Below are 15,503 nucleotides of genomic sequence, written 5' to 3' on the forward strand. Positions count from 1 at the left end.
CTGTGGAAGACGGCACCGTTCCGCGATCCGGGGAGACCGCTCCCGACGACCACCCCGCCCGGCCCACGCGTACCCCCGGCGTACCGGCGGTCCGCCCTCAGTCGGCGGACAGCTCGGTGTCCGGCACCCGCCACGCGGCGATGACCAGGGCGATCAGGGACACGACGGCCCCGGTGACGAAGACGGCCTGGAGAGCGCTGACGTACCCCTCCATGAAGGGCATCGCGACCCGGCTGTCGAGGGTGCGGAGGAAGGCCGAGTCCTCCAGATTGACGCTGCCGTTCGACCGCAGGACGCCCTCCAGCGCGGCGGCGTTCGCCGGTTCCTCGGCCAGTCGGCGGAACGACGGCTCCCGGAGGGCCGTGGCCAGCCGCTCGGCGATACCGGGGCCGGCCACGGAGAAGAAGATCGAGAGGAAGGCGGCGGCGCCCACCGTGCCGCCGTTCGAGCGGAAGAAGTTTACCGACGCGGTCGCCGCCCCCATGTCCCGCCGGGGTATCTCGGACTGGGCCAGGATGGTGATGGTCTGCATCGCCGCGCCCAGCCCCGCTCCCAGGAACAGCATCCCGACGGACACGTACCACAGCGGGCTGTCCACCCGCAGCGTCGCGAACACCGCCATGGCCGCCGCGAGCGAGCCCACCCCGGCCACCAGATGGACCTTGAACCTGCCCGTCCGGGATATCAGCCGTCCCACCACCAGCGTCACCGTCACATTCGCCACGACGGTGGGCAGCGTCGCCAGCCCCGCCGCGATCGGGCTCATGCCCTGCGCGAGCTGCAAGTACAGCGGAATCACCGTCATCGCGCCGAACATCCCGATGCCGACGACGAAGTGCAGCACCACTCCCAGCCGGAACGCCTTGACGCCGAGCAGCCGCAGCGGCAGCAGGGCGGCGTCCCCCATCCGGCGCTCCACCAGGACGAAGGCGATCAGACCGGCCAGACCGACCGCGTACAGGATCAGCGCCCGGGGCGAGGACCAGCCCCAGCCGCGCCCCTGCTCGGCGACGACCAGCAGGGGGACGATGCCGATCGCCAGCGCGGTCGCCCCGCCGTAGTCCAGCCGGTGCTTCACCGGCTGGTGCGGCACCCGCAGCACCCGGAGAATCACGATCACGGCCAGCGCCGCCAGCGGCACATTGACCAGGAAGATCCAGCGCCAGCCGTCCAGACCGAACAGGGTGGCGCGCTGCGCGAACGCCCCGCCCAGCAGCGGTCCGACGACGCTGGAACCGGCGAAGACCGCCGTGATGTAGCCCTGGTACCGGCCGCGCTCCCTGGGCGAGGTGATGTCCGCGATGATCGTCATCGCGAGGGACATCAGACCGCCGCCGCCGAGCCCCTGCACCGCCCGGAAGGCCGCGAGCTGATGGATGGACCCGGCGAGCCCGCACAGCAGCGAACCGGCGGTGAACAGCGCGATCGCCCACAGATAGACCGGACGGCGGCCGTAGATGTCGGAGAGCTTTCCGTACAGCGGGGTGGCGATCGTGCCGGCCACCAGATAGGCGGTGGTCACCCACGCCTGCGCGGTCAGCCCCTGGAGATCGTCGGCGATGGTGCGCAGCGCCGAGGAGACCACCATCTGGTCGAGTGCCGCGAGGAACATCCCCAGCATGAGCCCGGACAGAACGGTCACGATCTGCCGGTGGGTCAGCCGGGGCGGAGCGTCCGGCTCCTCGCCGCCCGGCCCCTCCGCCGTGTCGCGCGCGCCCGCGCCCGAGGTGCTCATGCCGTCTTCTCCGCTCATGCCGTGCCGCGCTACCGGAGTGGATGGGTGGGGCCGTACGGCTCTCGACGCCGTGGCCGTGCGGGGCTGTGGTCGTACGGAACCGTGGCCGTGCGGAGCCGTGAACGTAGGGCGCCGAGGTTGTACGGGGCCGGCCCTGTGCGGCCGTGACCGTACGAGGCCGGCCCCGGGTGTCGTACGCCCGCCCGGCGGGCTATCCGGCGAGCTGCTCCAGGTCGGCGACGGCGCTGTCGATCTCCGGCAGCGCCAGCATCGCGAGCCGGGCCCGGCGGGTCCTCGCGGCGGCGGTGGCGTCCGCCAGCACCGCACGGCAGACGGCCGCGATGCCGTCCGGCGTCACATCGGTGATCTCGCGGCCGATCCCCAGCTCCTCGACCCGGCGCGCGTTGTCGAACTGATCGCCGAAGTGGGGCAGCACCGCGAGGGGCGTCGCCGTGCGCAGCGCCTCGCGGATGCTGTTGAACCCGCCGTGTGTGAGCAGCAGATCGACCGATTCCAGCAGCAGGGGCTGGGGCAGATGCTCAGTGATGTGTACATGCGGGGGCAGCCCGTCGATCTCCGTCGGGATGCCCGAGGTCGACACGACGACGGTGCACTCGTCCAGCAGCGAGGCCGCCCGCACGATCGCCCGCAGGGTCTCCACCGGGTCCGCGATCTTGAACGGCATCTCCGGGGCGTCCTTCTCGCGCTGTTTCGCCCGGATGATGGGCAGGGCGGTGCCCAGGGCGGCGAACACCAGGGGCCGGTCGGTGGGCAGTTCCGCCACCCAGCGCGGCAGGACGGAGGCGCGGTCCACCGCGACGGCCTGCCGGTACGCCCGTGACACCGGCATATGGCTCGCGAAGGAGAACGCGGCGGGCACATAGTCGATCCGGCCCTGGGGGACGATCGACAGCGGGTCCGCCCGCTCGGGCAGTCCGTTCTCCCGCCGCAGGACGTTGAGGCCCGGGAGCATATCGGCCGGGTCCAGCGAGTTGCTCGCGCCCGAGGGGGTGGGCAACTGCGGAATGCCGAGCATCTCGCCCATCAGGACGCTGCTCAGATCCATGCCGTCGCGGAGGATCACATCGGGCCGGAAGTCCCGTACCACGGGCAGTAACGCGCCGAGCAGGTCACGGGCCATGCCGTCGGCGAGGGACTCGGACATGGCGCGCTTGAGGCCCTCGCGCTGCTGCTCCTCGCTCAGGTCCGGATTCCGGGCGATCTCCTCCAGGTGACGCATCACATGGGAGCCCGGTTCGATGTCGTCGATACAGGTCGCCACGTCGACGTCGTCGTTCTCGAAGACCGGGGCGATGGGCCGGGTGGTGGCCACCCGGACCTCGTGCCCGGCGGCGGCGAGCGCCCGGACCAGGGGGAGTTGGGCCCGTCCGTGGGAGGGGCTGCCGATGGTGGTGAAGAGTGCGCGCACGAAGGAGACCTTCCGGTTGGGGCTTGCGCCCTCGGGGGAGGGACGACCGCTCCGGGGGTATGAGGTTCGGCGTCCGCGCGAAGTCACTTCGCGCGGGGGGCGGTTCGGCGTCGGCCGTGCGTTGTTCGCGCACGGGCCACCCCTTCTGCCGGTTCGGGGCGGGTGCGTGACGGCTGTGCGTCCGCACAGGCCGGAGCGGAGCGGGAGGGGCGTCCGGGGCCACCGCCCGTAGATCAAAAAATATGGTCGGCCCCGCCGTCGGTCAACGACGGGTGATATCACTCGACGACTTTTGGACACACCGGCGGACGGGACGGCTCGGGGTCGGGCCGGGGCGGCTCCGGGGCGGACGCCGCCGCTCGTCCGCCCCGGTCCCGCCGCCCTTCGCGCCCGGCGGACCCGCCGCGATCAGCCCGCCGCGAGCTGCCGTGACGCGGCCTCGACCGTCTGCGCGAGCAGAACGGCGATGGTCATGGGACCGACGCCGCCGGGCACGGGGGTGATCAGGCTCGCCCGCTCCCGCGCTGTCTCGAAGTCGACGTCGCCGACATTGCCCGCGTTGTAGCCCGCGTCGACGACCACCGCTCCGGGTTTGACGTCCGCGCCCGGGATGAAGCGGGGCCGCCCGACCGCCGCGACCAGCACATCGGCCTCCCGCACGATCGAGGACAGACCGACGGTGCGCGAGTGGCAGTACGTCACCGTGGCGTCCCGGCCCAGGAGAAGCATTCCGGCGGGCTTGCCCAGAATGGCGCTGCGCCCCACGACCACGGCGTGCTTGCCCGTGAGGTCCACGTCGTACTCGTCCAGCAGCCGGATGATTCCGCCCGGGGTGCAGGACACGAATCCGGGCAGGCCGAACCCCATCGCGGCGAAGGAGTGCATGGTGACCCCGTCGACGTCCTTCTCCGGGGCGATCGCCTCGAAGGCGGCCCGCTCGTCGATATGGCCGCCCACGGGGTGCTGGAGCAGAATGCCGTGCACGCCCGGGTCCTCGGAGAGCGCGGTGATCGTGTCGACCAGCTCGGCGGTGCCGACCGACGCCGGCAGAACGGTCTGGCGGGACTCGATGCCCGCCTTCGCGCTCCGGGCGCGCTTCATCCGGACATAGGTCACCGAGGCGGGGTCCTCGCCGACCAGCACGGTCGCCAGGCAGGGGGCCGTCCCGGTGCGGCGGAGCAGCTCCGCCGCCTCGGCCGCGGCGGTGTCGACGACGGTGCGGGCGAGCCGGGCGCCGTCCATGAGACGGGCGGTGGGCGTCGGAGGCATGGGCCACTCCTGAGCTTGACGGTGAGTCGCCCAGGCGCACGGCATCGACGGAATGTCAGGCCGCTCCCCGGTGGTGCTCCACCCCAGCGCCAGTCACGGCCCGCCCCGACTCTAGCCCGTGCGGGCGTCTGAGCCTCCGGTGCGTCCCCCATCGCCGGACGCGCCGGATCGTCCGCCGACCCGCCGACCCGCCGACCCGCCGACCCGCCGACCCGCCGACCCGCCGACCCGCCGACCCGCCGACCCGCCGACCCGCCGGCGTTCGGGGGCGCGGGCGTTCCGGGCCGGTCCCCGACGGGGCGGGCAGGGTGCGGGCGCCGGTGGCCCTGGTCCGTCCTCGGTCGTCCGCGGCCCCCGGCCTCACCAGTCGCGGGCGGCGATCAGCTTCTCCACGTCGGCGTCCGGGAATCCGTACGCCGTCGCCACGAACCAGAAGCCCTCGCCTATCTCCTCCCGGGCGACGGTCTCGATCTCGCTCCCGGCCGCCTCGAACTCCGCCTCCAGCGCGTTGAACTCCTCCGTCGCGGGCTCCGTCAGCGCGTACAGCGCCGCCAGGTCCGCCGGACGCTCGGCCTCGATCCGCGCGCACAGCCTCAGCAGGATCGCCCGGCCCCGGTCGACGACATGATCCGGGAAGTACGGGTCCGCGTAGAGCCCCGAGAGGAACTCGTACTCCGCCGCCCGCCGGTTGGTGATCGGCACTCCGGTCTCCCTCTCCCTCGCTCCGGCACTCCTGAGAACACCTTGCACCACGCCACTGACAATGCCGCCGCCGCGCCCGGTTCGCGAAGTCCGTTCCCGGGCCCCGCTCCTAAGCTGGGGCCATGACGACCAAGACGTACGCCGCACTCCTGCGCGGCATCAACGTGAGCGGCCGCAACAGGGTCCCGATGGCCGAACTGCGCACCCTGCTCACCGGGCTCGGGTTCGGCGGCGTGCGGACGTATCTCCAGAGCGGCAACGCCTTCTTCACCACCGCCCCCGAGGACGAGCGGGCCCTCGCGGACCGGGTCGGGCGCGCCGTCGAGGAGCACTTCGGTCTCACGGTCGGCGTGCTCGTCCGCGACCACGCGTATCTGCGGGCCGTCGTCGACGACTGCCCGTTCCCGGCGGCCTCGCTGGAGGGCAGACAGCTGCATGTCACGTACTTCTCGGAGCCGGTCGACGCCTCGCGGCTGGCCTCCGTCGATCCGGCCGCCTATCTGCCGGAGGAGTTCCGGCTGGGCGATCGCGCGCTCTATCTCCACGCCCCGGACGGAATCGGCCGGTCCCGGCTGGCCGGCGTGCTGGACCGGTCCGCCCCCGGCCCGGGCGTCGTCGCCACCACCCGCAACGGGAACACCGCCGCCAAGCTGGCGGAGCTGACCTCCCGCTGAACCGCCGCCCGCCGGGGGAGTCCGCCCCGGCGGACGGCGGCTGTCGGCTGCCCGGCCCGGGCGGCCGTCGGCGTACCCGGCCCGGGCGTACCCGGCCCCGCCCCGCCCGGACCGAAGGATGTCGGCCCCGGCCCGGACCGAAGGATGTCGGCCCCGGCCCGGACCGAAGGCTCTCCGTCCGGCCCGGGCGGCGGCCCGCGACGGATCAGCCGCGCCCCCCGAGGGCGGGCGGTTCACCCGGCGGGAGTCGGCCGCTCCTCGGGGAGGGGGAAGAACGGGATCTCGACACGGATCTGGTCGGCGGCGGCGAGGATCTCCGACGCGTCGTCGACCGGCGGGTGGATGACCTCGTTGATCCACTTCTTGACGGCCGCGCCGTCCGCGCCCGAGGCCAGCACCGCGCGGTCCCAGCCCCGGGTGAAGAGCCCGCCGGCGCCGCCCAGGTCCAGGCAGGTGACGTACGGGCCGGGGACGAAGTCGCGCGGCTCCTTACCGAGCAGATCGGCGGCCGCGTTGTACCCGGCGACCCGGCCGAGCGGGATGGCGTGCTGGCAGGACTGGGTGACCTGGTGTTCGGCGTCGGCGGCCGCCGCGGCCGCGTCCCCGGCGACGAACACCTCGGGAAGGGCCCGCAGCCGCCGGTCGACCGGCACCCGGCCGAGGTGGTCGAGCGTGTCGGAGATCTGCCGGGTGAGTTCGCTCGCGCGCATCCCCACGCACCAGACCACCGCGTCCGCCTCGACCCGGGCGCCGTCCGAGAGCACGGCGTACCCGTCGCCGACCTCCGTCACCGTCGTCCCGAGGCGGCGTTCGACGCCCAGCTCGTCCAGGGCCGACTCGATCTCCTCGCGCGGCCCGGGGCCGAGCGGACTTCCCGCCGTCCGCGACCGGTCCACCAGCAGCACCCGGGCCCGGGCGGCGAGCGCGGTCGCGGCCTCCAGCCCGACGAAGCCCGCGCCCACGACCACGACGGAGGAGTCCTCCCGGCCGCGCAGCCGCTCGGTGAGCCGCCGGGCCCCGTCCAGGGTGTCGATGTCGAAGAGCCGCTCCGCGCCGGGCAGGCCCCCGGGCCGGACGAGCCCGCTGCCCGCCGCCAGCACCAGCCGGTCGTAGCCGATCTCCCGGCCGTCGGCCACCACCACCCGGCGGGCGGTGTCGATCGTGCTCACCGAGGCCCGTACGTGCTCGACGCCGATCGGTCCGAGAAATCTGGCCAGCTCCACCGCGGCCGACTCGGGCTCGGGCTCGTACAGCCGGGGCCGCAGCACCAGGTGGTCGTTCGGCGCGACGAGCGTGATGCGCAGCTCCGCGTCCCCGCGCGCCAGCGCGGCCCCCGCCGCGCTCCACACACCCGCGAAACCGCCTCCGATGATCACGACATGGGCCATCGTGTGCCGTCCTCTCCCAGCCTCGCCCCCCGGGGATCGGGGGGTCCGCCAGGGAGACAGGACAGCGGGTTCAGATGTGACCGACGCGGGTGAGCTTCTCGGGATTGACCAGGCGGCGGTACGCGGTGATCCGCCCGTCGGCGATCTCCACGGTGTCGAGCCAGAGCAGCCGGCCGCCGCGGTGGGCCGCCAGCGCCGGGTATCCGTTGACCTCGATGATCCGATAGGCGTCGGGACGTCTGATCCGGATCACCCGGACCGACAGCAGGGCGATCGTCCCGGCCCCCAGGACCGGTCGGCGCGCCGCGTGCGCCCTGCCGCCGCCGTCGCCGACATAGACGGCGTCGGGGTGGAGCAGCTCGACGAGCGCGGCCATGTCCCCGGCGACGGCGGCGGCCTTGAACGCCTTGAGCACGCGCTCGGTCTCGGCCCTGGAGGCCCGGGGCCGCCGCTCGACCGCGGCGACCCGCGCCCGCGCGCGGGAGGCGAGCTTGCGGCCGGCGGCGGGGGTGCCGCCGAGCACCTCGGCGATCCGGCCGAACGGGAAGCCGAAGACGTCGTGCAGCACCAGCGCGACGCGTTCGGCGGGGGAGAGGGTCTCCATGACCACCAGCATCGCGGTGCTCACCGACTCGTCCATGAGCACGGGCGCGGCGGCGTCGGGCCCGGTCAGCAGGGGTTCCGGCAGCCAGGGGCCGACATAGGACTCGCGCCGGACCCGGGCCGACTTCAGCACGTTGAGGGACGTCCTGGCGGCCACGGTCACCAGCCAGGCCCGCAGCTCGCGCACTTCGGACAGATCGGCCGCGGCGGCGCGCAGCCAGACCTCCTGGGTCACGTCCTCGGCCTCGGTCACGGTGCCGAGGATCCGGTAGGCCGCCCCGAAGACCGCGGGGCGGTGCGCCTCCCAGTCGTCCTCCGTCAACGTGCCGGCCGGCTCCGCCCTCGGCATCCGTTCCCCCTCGGATCTGTGCGCGACCACCGATTCTAGGCAGCGCGACCCTCCGCCCCGAACGCCCGGGCGCACCCCGCCCCGCCTCTTCGGGACATGGCACGCGTCTGCGCCCTCATCTCGCCATGTGGCGCAACTTGACATTAGTTCGGCTTATGGATGATAAAGAACAAGCTTTGGGTTGAACTTCACGCCAGGTGACATTTACGGCGTGCCATCGATGGACCTCTACGCGAATGAGTCATGCCGTGCCCCACTCCGCACTCCCCGACCCGCAGTCCGACGGCCCCGCCGGGGAGTGGGCCGCCTGGCGCGCCGACCGCAGGCGCTCGGTCACCTCCGCCACCGGCAATCTCGCGCTGACCGAGACCCGCTGGCTGCCGGCCGGCGAACTGCCCGACCTCGACACGGCCCGGGCGGGACTGCCGGAGGGAGTGACGGTCACCGCGGTCCGCCGGACCGACCTCGTCACCGGCGAGCCCGAGCACGGACTGCGGTTCTGGGACGCCGACGCGCCCGCGATCCGCGCCTACGAGGACACCGAGGCCTTCCCGTACGACCCGGACTGGGTGCTGGACGCCGTCTACGCCCCGGCGCCCGGCGCGCGCAAGGTCGCCTTCGAGCACATCCGCGACAACGGCGGCACCCGCGATCTGGTCGTCCCCGGGGACATCTCGCTCACCGTGGCCGGCCGCGACCACACCCTGAGCGCCTTCGACGACGACGGTGTCCTGCTGCTCGTCTTCGGCGACCCCACCAACGGCGACACCACCTACGGAGCCGGGCGCTTCCTCTTCGTCACCCGCACCGGCGACTCCACCGTCCGCCTCGACTTCAACCGCGCCTTCGTGCCGCCCTGCGGATACTCCGACCAGTACAACTGTCCGATGCCGCCGCGGCAGAACCGCTTCCACCTGCCGGTCACGGCCGGCGAAAAGCGGCCGGTCTTCCGCGACGGCTTCCCCAGCGGCAACTGAGTCAGATCCCTGCCCCTCCCCGCAGCACGAAAGTACGTGTACCGCTCATGAGCATCAAGAAGTCGTCCCTGTACGCCTCGTCCGTCGCCGTCGCCCTCGCGCTCACCCTCTCCGCCTGCGGCGGCGGCACGACCAGCGGCAGCGCCTCCGGCGGGGGGCACGACCCCGACGCCACCGTCGGCATCGGCTCGCTCTACGAGCCGCAGAACCTCGACAACACCGCGGGCGGCGGCCAGGGCGTCACCGAGGCCCTCAACGGCAATGTGTACGAAGGGCTGTTCAGACTCACCGACGACGGCGAGGTCGAGAAGCTGCTCGCCCAGGACCACAAGGTCAGCGGCGACGGCCTCACCTACACCTTCACCCTCCGCGACAAGGTCACCTTCCACAGCGGCAAGAAGCTGACCAGCCAGGACGTCAAGTACAGCCTGGAGAAGGTGATCGCGAAGGAGTCCCAGTCCGCGCGCAAGAGCAATCTGGAGGTCATCGACGCCGTCGAGACCCCCGACGCGCGGACCGTGAAGGTCCGGCTGTCGAAGAAGTCGATCTCCTTCGTCTACCAGCTCTCGTACGTCTGGATCGTCAACTCCGAGGCCCGCGACCTCAAGACCAGCGAGGACGGGACCGGCCCGTACACGCTCGGCAAGTGGACCCGCGGCTCCGCCCTCAGCCTCGACCGGTTCCCCGGCTACTGGGGCGAGGCGGCCGCCAACAAGCAGGTTGTCTTCCGCTACTTCAAGGACGCCACGGCGCTCAACAACGCCCTGCTGACCAACGCCGTCGACGTCGTCACCAGCGGACAGTCGCCCGACGCCCTCGACCAGTTCCGGGACAACCCCGCCTACAAGGTCAACGACGGCGACTCGACCACCAAGCTGCTGCTCGCCTTCAACGACCGGGTCAAGCCCTTCGACGACGTCCTCGTCCGCCGGGCCGTCTCCGCCGCGATCGACGACAAGAAGCTGCTGGAGTCCGTCTGGGGCGGCCACGGCAAGCTCATCGGCTCCATGGTCCCGCCCACCGACCCGTGGTACGAGGACCTCACCGCGATCGACGCGTACGACACCGAGCGCGCGAAGAAGCTGCTGGCCGAGGCCGGTTACCAGGACGGCTTCAGCTTCACCCTCGACACCCCGAACTACGACCCGCACCCCACCGCGGCGACCTTCATCAAGTCCCAGCTCGCCAAGGTCGGCATCGACGTCAAGATCAACACCATCACGTCGGACGAGTGGTACACCAAGGTCTACAAGAACCGCTCCTTCGACGCCACGCTCCAGGAGCACGTCAACGACCGCGACCTCGTCTGGTACGGCGACCCCGACTTCTACTGGGGCTACGACGACAAGCAGGTCACCCGGTGGGTCGAGCAGGCCGAGCAGGCTTCCACCACCGAGGAGCAGACCGAGCTGCTGAAGAAGGTCAACCGCAAGACCGCCGAGGACGCGGCGAGCGAGTGGCTGTATCTGTACCCGCAGATCGTGGTCGCCTCCAGCGAACTCTCCGGCTACCCGCTCAACGGCCTGAACTCCCAGTTCCACGCCTACGACATCAAGAAGGGCTGATGACGCGCTACCTCCTGCGCCGCTTCGCCTTTCTGCTGGTGTCGCTCGCCCTCGCGAGCGTGGTGCTCTTCGTGCTGCTCAGGATGCTGCCCGGAGACCCCGCCAACGCGCTCACCGCCGTGGGCGCGACCGACGAGCAGATAGCCGAGGCCCGCCGCTCCATCGGCTCCGACCAGCCGCTCCCGGAGCAGTTCGTCCACTGGATCGGACAGCTGCTCCGGGGCGACCTGGGCACCTCGTTCGTCAGCTCGCTGCCCGTCGGACCCGAGGTCGCCGCCCGGCTGGAGGTGACCGTCCCGCTCACCCTCGCCGCGTTCGTCCTCGCCGTCCTCATCGCGGTGCCGGCCGGCTTCGTCGCCGCGTACCGCCGCCGCACCTGGTACGGAGCGCTCCTCGGCGGAGTCTCCCAGCTCGGCATCGCCATCCCGGTGTTCTGGCTCGGCATGATCCTCATCGCCGTCTTCGCGCTGAACGCCCGCTGGCTGCCCGCGGGAGGCTTCCCGCCGGACGGCTGGGACCGGCCCGCGGAGGCGATCCGCGCGCTCGTCCTGCCCGTCCTCACCATCGCCCTGGTGATGAGCGCCTCCCTGATCCGCTACGTCCGGTCGGCCGCCCTCGACGTCCTCGACAGCGACTATCTGCGCACCGCCCGGGCGCTCGGCTCCTCCTTCGGGCGGGCGATGTGGCGGCACGGGCTGCGCAACGCCTCCGTGCCGGTGATCTCCATCCTCGGCATCGAGCTGGCGTCCACGCTGCTCGGCGCGGTCGTGGTGGAGTCCGTGTTCGCGCTGCCGGGGCTCGGCTCCCTGCTCGTCACCGGGATCGAGCAGCACGACTACCCGGTGATCCAGGGCGTGCTGTTCGTCTCCACCTTCGCGGTGCTGATCATCGGATTCGCCGTCGACCTGGTGCAGCGGATCGTCGACCCGCGGCTGCGCGGCGGACTCTCCGGAGGCGTCCGATGAAACGATCCCCCGCACAGCCGTCCGGCGCCCGGCCCGCCGAGGCCACCGCCCGCCCCCGCGCCCGGCGCCTCACCCGCTCGGCCACCCTGACCACCGGCTGCACGGTCGCCGGACTGATCGGCCTGCTCGCCCTCGTCTCGCTGTTCTGGCTCCCGTACCCCTCCGACGACACCTCCGGCGGACGGCTGACCGCCCCCGGCGCCGACCATCTCCTCGGCACCGACCGGCTCGGCCGCGATCTGTTCACCCAGCTGATGACCGGCTCCCGGATCGCCGTCCAGGCAGGTCTGGGCTCCGTCCTCATCGCGGCCACCGTCGGCGTCACCCTCGGCGTGCTGGCCGCCTTCGCCCAGGGCTGGCTCGACGACACCCTCTCCGTACTGCTCGACATCCTCATCGCCTTCCCGACCCTGCTGCTCGCGATGCTCATCGTCGCCGCGCGCTCGGCCACCCTGGAATCGGCGGTGCTCGCCATCGGCCTGGCACAGAGCGCGGTGGTGGGACGGCTCGTACGCGTCCTGGTCAAACGCGTCCTCGCACAGGAGTACATCACCGCGTCCCGCACCTCCGGCACCTCCTGGCCCCGAATCGTGGCCGGGCACATCCTGCCCAACATCTGGCCCACCCTCGTGGTGAACCTCGCCCTCCAGTTCGGGCTCGCGGTCCTCGCCGAGGCCGGTCTGTCCTATCTCGGCCTGGGCGCGCCGCCGCCCAACGCCTCCTGGGGCCGGATGCTCCACGAGGCACAGGCCACCTTCACCACGGCCCCGGCGGGCGCGCTGGCCCCCGGCATCCTGCTGGTCGCGCTCGTCATCGGGGTGAATCTGATCGCGGACGGACTGCGCGACACCCTCGACCCGGCGGCCCGACGGAGGCGCGCATGACCGTCCTCGACATACGCGATCTCACCGTGCGCGCCGGCGCCCGGACCCTGGTGGACACGGTCTCGCTCCGGCTCGCGCCCGGCGAACGGCTCGGCCTCATCGGCGAATCGGGCTCCGGGAAGTCCCTGACCTCGCTCGCGATCCTCGGTCTGCTGCCCGAGGGCATGGCCGTGACCGGCAGCGTCGAGCTGGCCGGGACCCAGGTGGTCGGCGCGGGCGAACGCGCCCTCACCGCCGTGCGCGGCAGGGACGCCGCGATCGTCTTCCAGGAGCCGCTGACCGCGCTCGACCCGCTCATGCGGGCCGGCCGGCAGATCGCCGAACCGCTGCGCCGGCGGCGCGGCCTCCGCGGCGCGGAGCTGAGACGCGCGGTCCTCGCCGCCCTGGAACAGGTGCTGCTGCCCGAGCCCGAGCGCATCGCCCGCTCCTTCCCACACGAGATGTCCGGCGGGCAGCGCCAGCGCGTCGCCCTCGCCATGGCGCTGGCCTGCGACCCGAAACTGCTCATCGCGGACGAGCCGACCACCGCCCTGGACGTCACCGTCCAGGCCGAACTGCTCGATCTGCTCGACACACTGGTGAAGGAGCGGGAGATGGCCGTCCTGTTCGTCAGCCACGACCTCGCGGTCGTCGCCCGGATCGCCGACCGCGCCCTCGTCCTCAAAGACGGCCGGGCCGTCGAGGAGGGCGAGGTACGCGACATCGTCACCGCCCCCCGCGAGCCGTACACCCGCGCCCTGGTGGCCGGCGCGCGGCAGCTGGAGTCGGCGCTCGACCCGAGGAGCGGACGATGACCGCGCCCGTACTCGAACTCGACGAGGTCTCCTTCGCCCACCGGGGCAGCGGCGCCCCCGCCGTGGCGGACGTCTCCCTCAGTGTGGCGGCCGGCCGGAGCCTCGCCCTGGTCGGCGAGTCCGGCGCGGGCAAGACCACCCTGCTGCGGCTGCTGCTGGGGCTCGCCCGGCCCACCGAGGGGGCCGTGCGCTTCGACGGGGAGGCGCTGCGCCTCGGCGACCGGCAGCTGATGCGGCGGTTCCGGCGCTCGGCGCAGTGCGTCTTCCAGGATCCCTACTCCTCCCTCGACCCGCGCAGACGGGTGGGGAGCATCGTCGCCGAACCGCTGCGCTCCCTCGGCCTCGCGACCCGGCACACCGCCCCGCCCAGGGTGGCCGCCGCGCTGGAGCGGGTCGGGCTCCCGGCCGACGCCGCCGAGCGCTATCCGCACGAGTTCTCGGGCGGCCAGCGCCAGCGCGTCGCCATCGCCCGGGCGACCGTGTGCGACCCCCGGGTGCTGCTCGCCGACGAGCCCGTCAGCGCGCTCGATGTGACGACCCGGGTCACCGTGGTGGATCTGCTGAACGAGCTGAAGCGGGAGCACGGGCTGACGCTGGTCATGGTCTCCCACGATCTGTCCGTGGTTGCCTCCCTGTGCGAGCGGACCGCCGTCCTGGAGCACGGCCGGATCGTCGAGGAGGGCGACACCGGGCAGGTCCTGGGCGCCCCCGCGCACCCGTACACGGCCCGGCTCGTCGCGAGCGTGCCCCGGCTGCCCGGACCGCGCGGCTGACCGCTCGCCGCCGACCGGCCCCGCCGCTCCGGGGCCGGTCACCGGCTCGGGCGGAATTGAAGTACTCATATCACTATGTCACCCACATTGATTAAATGTGGCCTCCGGCGTATTCCATGGTGGACGGTAATCCTGCTTTACTGTCCATCGGATAGAGCGGTAGCGTGCAGGGTTATCCTGTCGAGATCTCAAGTGTTTGAATCCCGGAGCGTGCGCGACGATTTCCGCGCGCCTTCGGACAACTCCTGGGATTCCGCACAGGTTTCGTTCTTTCCGGCCGCCGAAACGCGCTGAAGGCCGGAAATTGAATCCCCGCGATCGAAGTTCCTCGCTCTGTGCCCTCGCTCGTTTCGCTGTGCCGTGCCTCTTGCAGAGGAGCCATGGATGGAAGAGTACGGAGCGTCGTCGGACGATGAGATCAACCCCGCCCGCGCCGCGGCCCCGGGGGAGAAGGCGTCCGTCCTCTCCCCCGGGGCCGTGCTCCGGGCGGCGGTCTATCCCTGTCTGCTGACCGCGACGGTTCTGGTGGGCGCCTCGGCGCTGGTCCTCGAATGGGAACCAGCCCTGGTCAGCCCGCTCTTCCTCATGGGCGTCCTGCTCTATCTGACCATTCTCGAACAAGTCATTCCCTATGAAAGGGAATGGCTCCCCAGCCGCCGGGAATGGCGCTGGTACGGCGTCTACTTCCTGCTCACCATGGCCGCCAGCGCCCTCGCTCAGGCACTGGTCACCCTCGCCGTCTCGGCGCTCTCGCCCGCCGCCCCGTCGCTCGGGCTGTGGGCGGAGATCCCCGGCGCGCTGCTCCTCGGCTCGCTCGCCAGTTATCTCGTGCACCGGCTGGGGCACACCAATCCACTGCTGTGGCGGCTGCACGGAGTGCACCACGTACCGCGGAAGGTGAATGTCGCCAACAACGGCGTCAATCACGTCCTCGACATCGTCCTGGCCCAGGGAATCGTCCAACTCGCCCTCGCCATGGCCGGGTTCTCCCGGGAGTCGGTGCTCGTCGTGGGTCTCTTCGTGACCGCTCAGGGCTACTTCGTCCACGCCGACGTCGATGTGCGCATCGGCCGGCTGAACCATCTGCTCGCCAGCCCCGAACAGCACCGTCTGCACCACAGCACCGCCCTGTCCGAAGCGGGGCACTACGGCTCCGACCTCTCGGTCTGGGACCACCTCTTCGGCAGCTACACCTGGCGGCCCGGACGGAAGCCCGTCGCGGTCGGACTCTCCGACCCGGCGTCCTTTCCCGGCACCGGTGAGATTCTCGCCAGTCTGCTCCACCCCTGCCGCCGCCCGCCGAAGACGGGCGGCGAACCGGCCGGTCCGGCGGACCGGCTGTCCCCAGAAGGCCGCTGACCGGTACTTCCGACAGAGCCCGCCGACCGGGCTCTCT

General features: G+C 72.0%; 14 protein-coding genes and 1 riboswitch. Of the genes, 8 read left to right on the forward strand and 6 right to left on the reverse strand.

All coding sequences use genetic code 11. The features are described from left to right. Positions 1 to 97: 97 nt before the first annotated feature. From ACF089_RS27770 to ACF089_RS27785, 4 genes are all read right to left on the reverse strand, one after another. A complete protein-coding gene (locus ACF089_RS27770; protein WP_392032038.1) occupies positions 98 to 1,735 on the reverse strand; it encodes an MDR family MFS transporter in 1,638 nt (545 codons plus the stop codon). 211 nt (positions 1,736 to 1,946) lie between these two features. Further along, positions 1,947 to 3,164 (reverse strand): glycosyltransferase, encoded by a 1,218-nt coding sequence (locus ACF089_RS27775; RefSeq protein ID WP_392032041.1) that lies wholly within the window; start codon positions 3,162 to 3,164, stop codon positions 1,947 to 1,949. Positions 3,165 to 3,572: 408 nt separating this feature from the next. Then, positions 3,573 to 4,433 carry a bifunctional 5,10-methylenetetrahydrofolate dehydrogenase/5,10-methenyltetrahydrofolate cyclohydrolase gene (locus tag ACF089_RS27780; RefSeq protein WP_392032044.1) on the reverse strand — a complete coding sequence of 287 codons (861 nt, stop codon included), beginning with the start codon at positions 4,431 to 4,433 and terminating at the stop codon, positions 3,573 to 3,575. Between the two features lie 21 nt (positions 4,434 to 4,454). Further along, positions 4,455 to 4,540: riboswitch (ZMP/ZTP riboswitch) on the reverse strand. A gap of 253 nt (positions 4,541 to 4,793) precedes the next feature. Beyond that, positions 4,794 to 5,135, reverse strand: a complete 342-nt coding sequence (locus tag ACF089_RS27785) for a DUF5713 family protein (RefSeq protein ID WP_392032046.1) — start codon at positions 5,133 to 5,135, stop codon at positions 4,794 to 4,796. Between the two features lie 122 nt (positions 5,136 to 5,257). Between ACF089_RS27785 and ACF089_RS27790 the strand changes: the two genes are divergently transcribed. Further along, positions 5,258 to 5,809 (forward strand): DUF1697 domain-containing protein, encoded by a 552-nt coding sequence (locus ACF089_RS27790; protein WP_392032049.1) that lies wholly within the window; start codon positions 5,258 to 5,260, stop codon positions 5,807 to 5,809. A 233-nt stretch (positions 5,810 to 6,042) separates the two neighbouring features. Here ACF089_RS27790 and ACF089_RS27795 read toward each other — a convergent pair whose 3' ends face one another. Next, on the reverse strand, positions 6,043 to 7,197 hold the full coding sequence (locus tag ACF089_RS27795; protein WP_392032052.1) for an NAD(P)/FAD-dependent oxidoreductase: 1,155 nt from the start codon (positions 7,195 to 7,197) through the stop codon (positions 6,043 to 6,045). A 70-nt stretch (positions 7,198 to 7,267) separates the two neighbouring features. Continuing rightward, positions 7,268 to 8,149, reverse strand: a complete 882-nt coding sequence (gene sigJ, locus ACF089_RS27800) for an RNA polymerase sigma factor SigJ (RefSeq protein WP_392032055.1) — start codon at positions 8,147 to 8,149, stop codon at positions 7,268 to 7,270. 236 nt (positions 8,150 to 8,385) lie between these two features. Here sigJ and ACF089_RS27805 point away from each other — a divergent pair, with 236 nt between their 5' ends. The 7 genes from ACF089_RS27805 (at position 8,386) to ACF089_RS27835 (ending at position 15,466) form a co-directional block, all read left to right on the forward strand. Beyond that, positions 8,386 to 9,126, forward strand: a complete 741-nt coding sequence (locus tag ACF089_RS27805; RefSeq protein ID WP_392032058.1) for a DUF1684 domain-containing protein — start codon at positions 8,386 to 8,388, stop codon at positions 9,124 to 9,126. Positions 9,127 to 9,173: 47 nt separating this feature from the next. Next, positions 9,174 to 10,691, forward strand: a complete 1,518-nt coding sequence (locus ACF089_RS27810) for an ABC transporter substrate-binding protein (protein WP_392032061.1) — start codon at positions 9,174 to 9,176, stop codon at positions 10,689 to 10,691. Beyond that, entirely contained in the window at positions 10,691 to 11,656 is a 966-nt protein-coding gene (locus ACF089_RS27815) for an ABC transporter permease (protein WP_392032064.1), read from the forward strand. Before ACF089_RS27810 ends, ACF089_RS27815 begins: the two co-directional genes overlap by 1 nt. Further along, positions 11,653 to 12,540 carry an ABC transporter permease gene (locus tag ACF089_RS27820; RefSeq protein WP_392032067.1) on the forward strand — a complete coding sequence of 296 codons (888 nt, stop codon included), beginning with the start codon at positions 11,653 to 11,655 and terminating at the stop codon, positions 12,538 to 12,540. The genes ACF089_RS27815 and ACF089_RS27820 overlap by 4 nt, the downstream gene beginning before the upstream one ends. Continuing rightward, positions 12,537 to 13,334 carry an ATP-binding cassette domain-containing protein gene (locus ACF089_RS27825; protein ID WP_392032070.1) on the forward strand — a complete coding sequence of 266 codons (798 nt, stop codon included), beginning with the start codon at positions 12,537 to 12,539 and terminating at the stop codon, positions 13,332 to 13,334. Before ACF089_RS27820 ends, ACF089_RS27825 begins: the two co-directional genes overlap by 4 nt. Next, a complete protein-coding gene (locus ACF089_RS27830; RefSeq protein ID WP_392032072.1) occupies positions 13,331 to 14,107 on the forward strand; it encodes an ABC transporter ATP-binding protein in 777 nt (258 codons plus the stop codon). Before ACF089_RS27825 ends, ACF089_RS27830 begins: the two co-directional genes overlap by 4 nt. A 384-nt stretch (positions 14,108 to 14,491) precedes the next feature. After that, entirely contained in the window at positions 14,492 to 15,466 is a 975-nt protein-coding gene (locus ACF089_RS27835) for a sterol desaturase family protein (protein WP_392032075.1), read from the forward strand. Positions 15,467 to 15,503 lie beyond the last annotated feature (37 nt).

This window comes from Streptomyces sp. NPDC014894 (assembly GCF_043080985.1).
In the GTDB taxonomy this organism is placed as follows: domain Bacteria; phylum Actinomycetota; class Actinomycetes; order Streptomycetales; family Streptomycetaceae; genus Streptomyces.

Bases quoted from the DNA above. Each gene is read 5' to 3' on its own strand.
- ACF089_RS27770 (WP_392032038.1), bottom strand. From the start codon at position 1,735: ATGAGCACCTCGGGCGCGGGCGCGCGCGACACGGCGGAGGGGCCGGGC.
- ACF089_RS27780 (WP_392032044.1), bottom strand. From the start codon at position 4,433: ATGCCTCCGACGCCCACCGCCCGTCTCATGGACGGCGCCCGGCTCGCC.
- ACF089_RS27790 (WP_392032049.1), top strand. From the start codon at position 5,258: ATGACGACCAAGACGTACGCCGCACTCCTGCGCGGCATCAACGTGAGC.
- ACF089_RS27795 (WP_392032052.1), bottom strand. From the start codon at position 7,197: ATGGCCCATGTCGTGATCATCGGAGGCGGTTTCGCGGGTGTGTGGAGC.
- sigJ (WP_392032055.1), bottom strand. From the start codon at position 8,149: ATGCCGAGGGCGGAGCCGGCCGGCACGTTGACGGAGGACGACTGGGAG.
- ACF089_RS27805 (WP_392032058.1), top strand. From the start codon at position 8,386: ATGAGTCATGCCGTGCCCCACTCCGCACTCCCCGACCCGCAGTCCGAC.
- ACF089_RS27810 (WP_392032061.1), top strand. From the start codon at position 9,174: ATGAGCATCAAGAAGTCGTCCCTGTACGCCTCGTCCGTCGCCGTCGCC.
- ACF089_RS27815 (WP_392032064.1), top strand. From the start codon at position 10,691: ATGACGCGCTACCTCCTGCGCCGCTTCGCCTTTCTGCTGGTGTCGCTC.
- ACF089_RS27820 (WP_392032067.1), top strand. From the start codon at position 11,653: ATGAAACGATCCCCCGCACAGCCGTCCGGCGCCCGGCCCGCCGAGGCC.
- ACF089_RS27825 (WP_392032070.1), top strand. From the start codon at position 12,537: ATGACCGTCCTCGACATACGCGATCTCACCGTGCGCGCCGGCGCCCGG.
- ACF089_RS27830 (WP_392032072.1), top strand. From the start codon at position 13,331: ATGACCGCGCCCGTACTCGAACTCGACGAGGTCTCCTTCGCCCACCGG.
- ACF089_RS27835 (WP_392032075.1), top strand. From the start codon at position 14,492: ATGGAAGAGTACGGAGCGTCGTCGGACGATGAGATCAACCCCGCCCGC.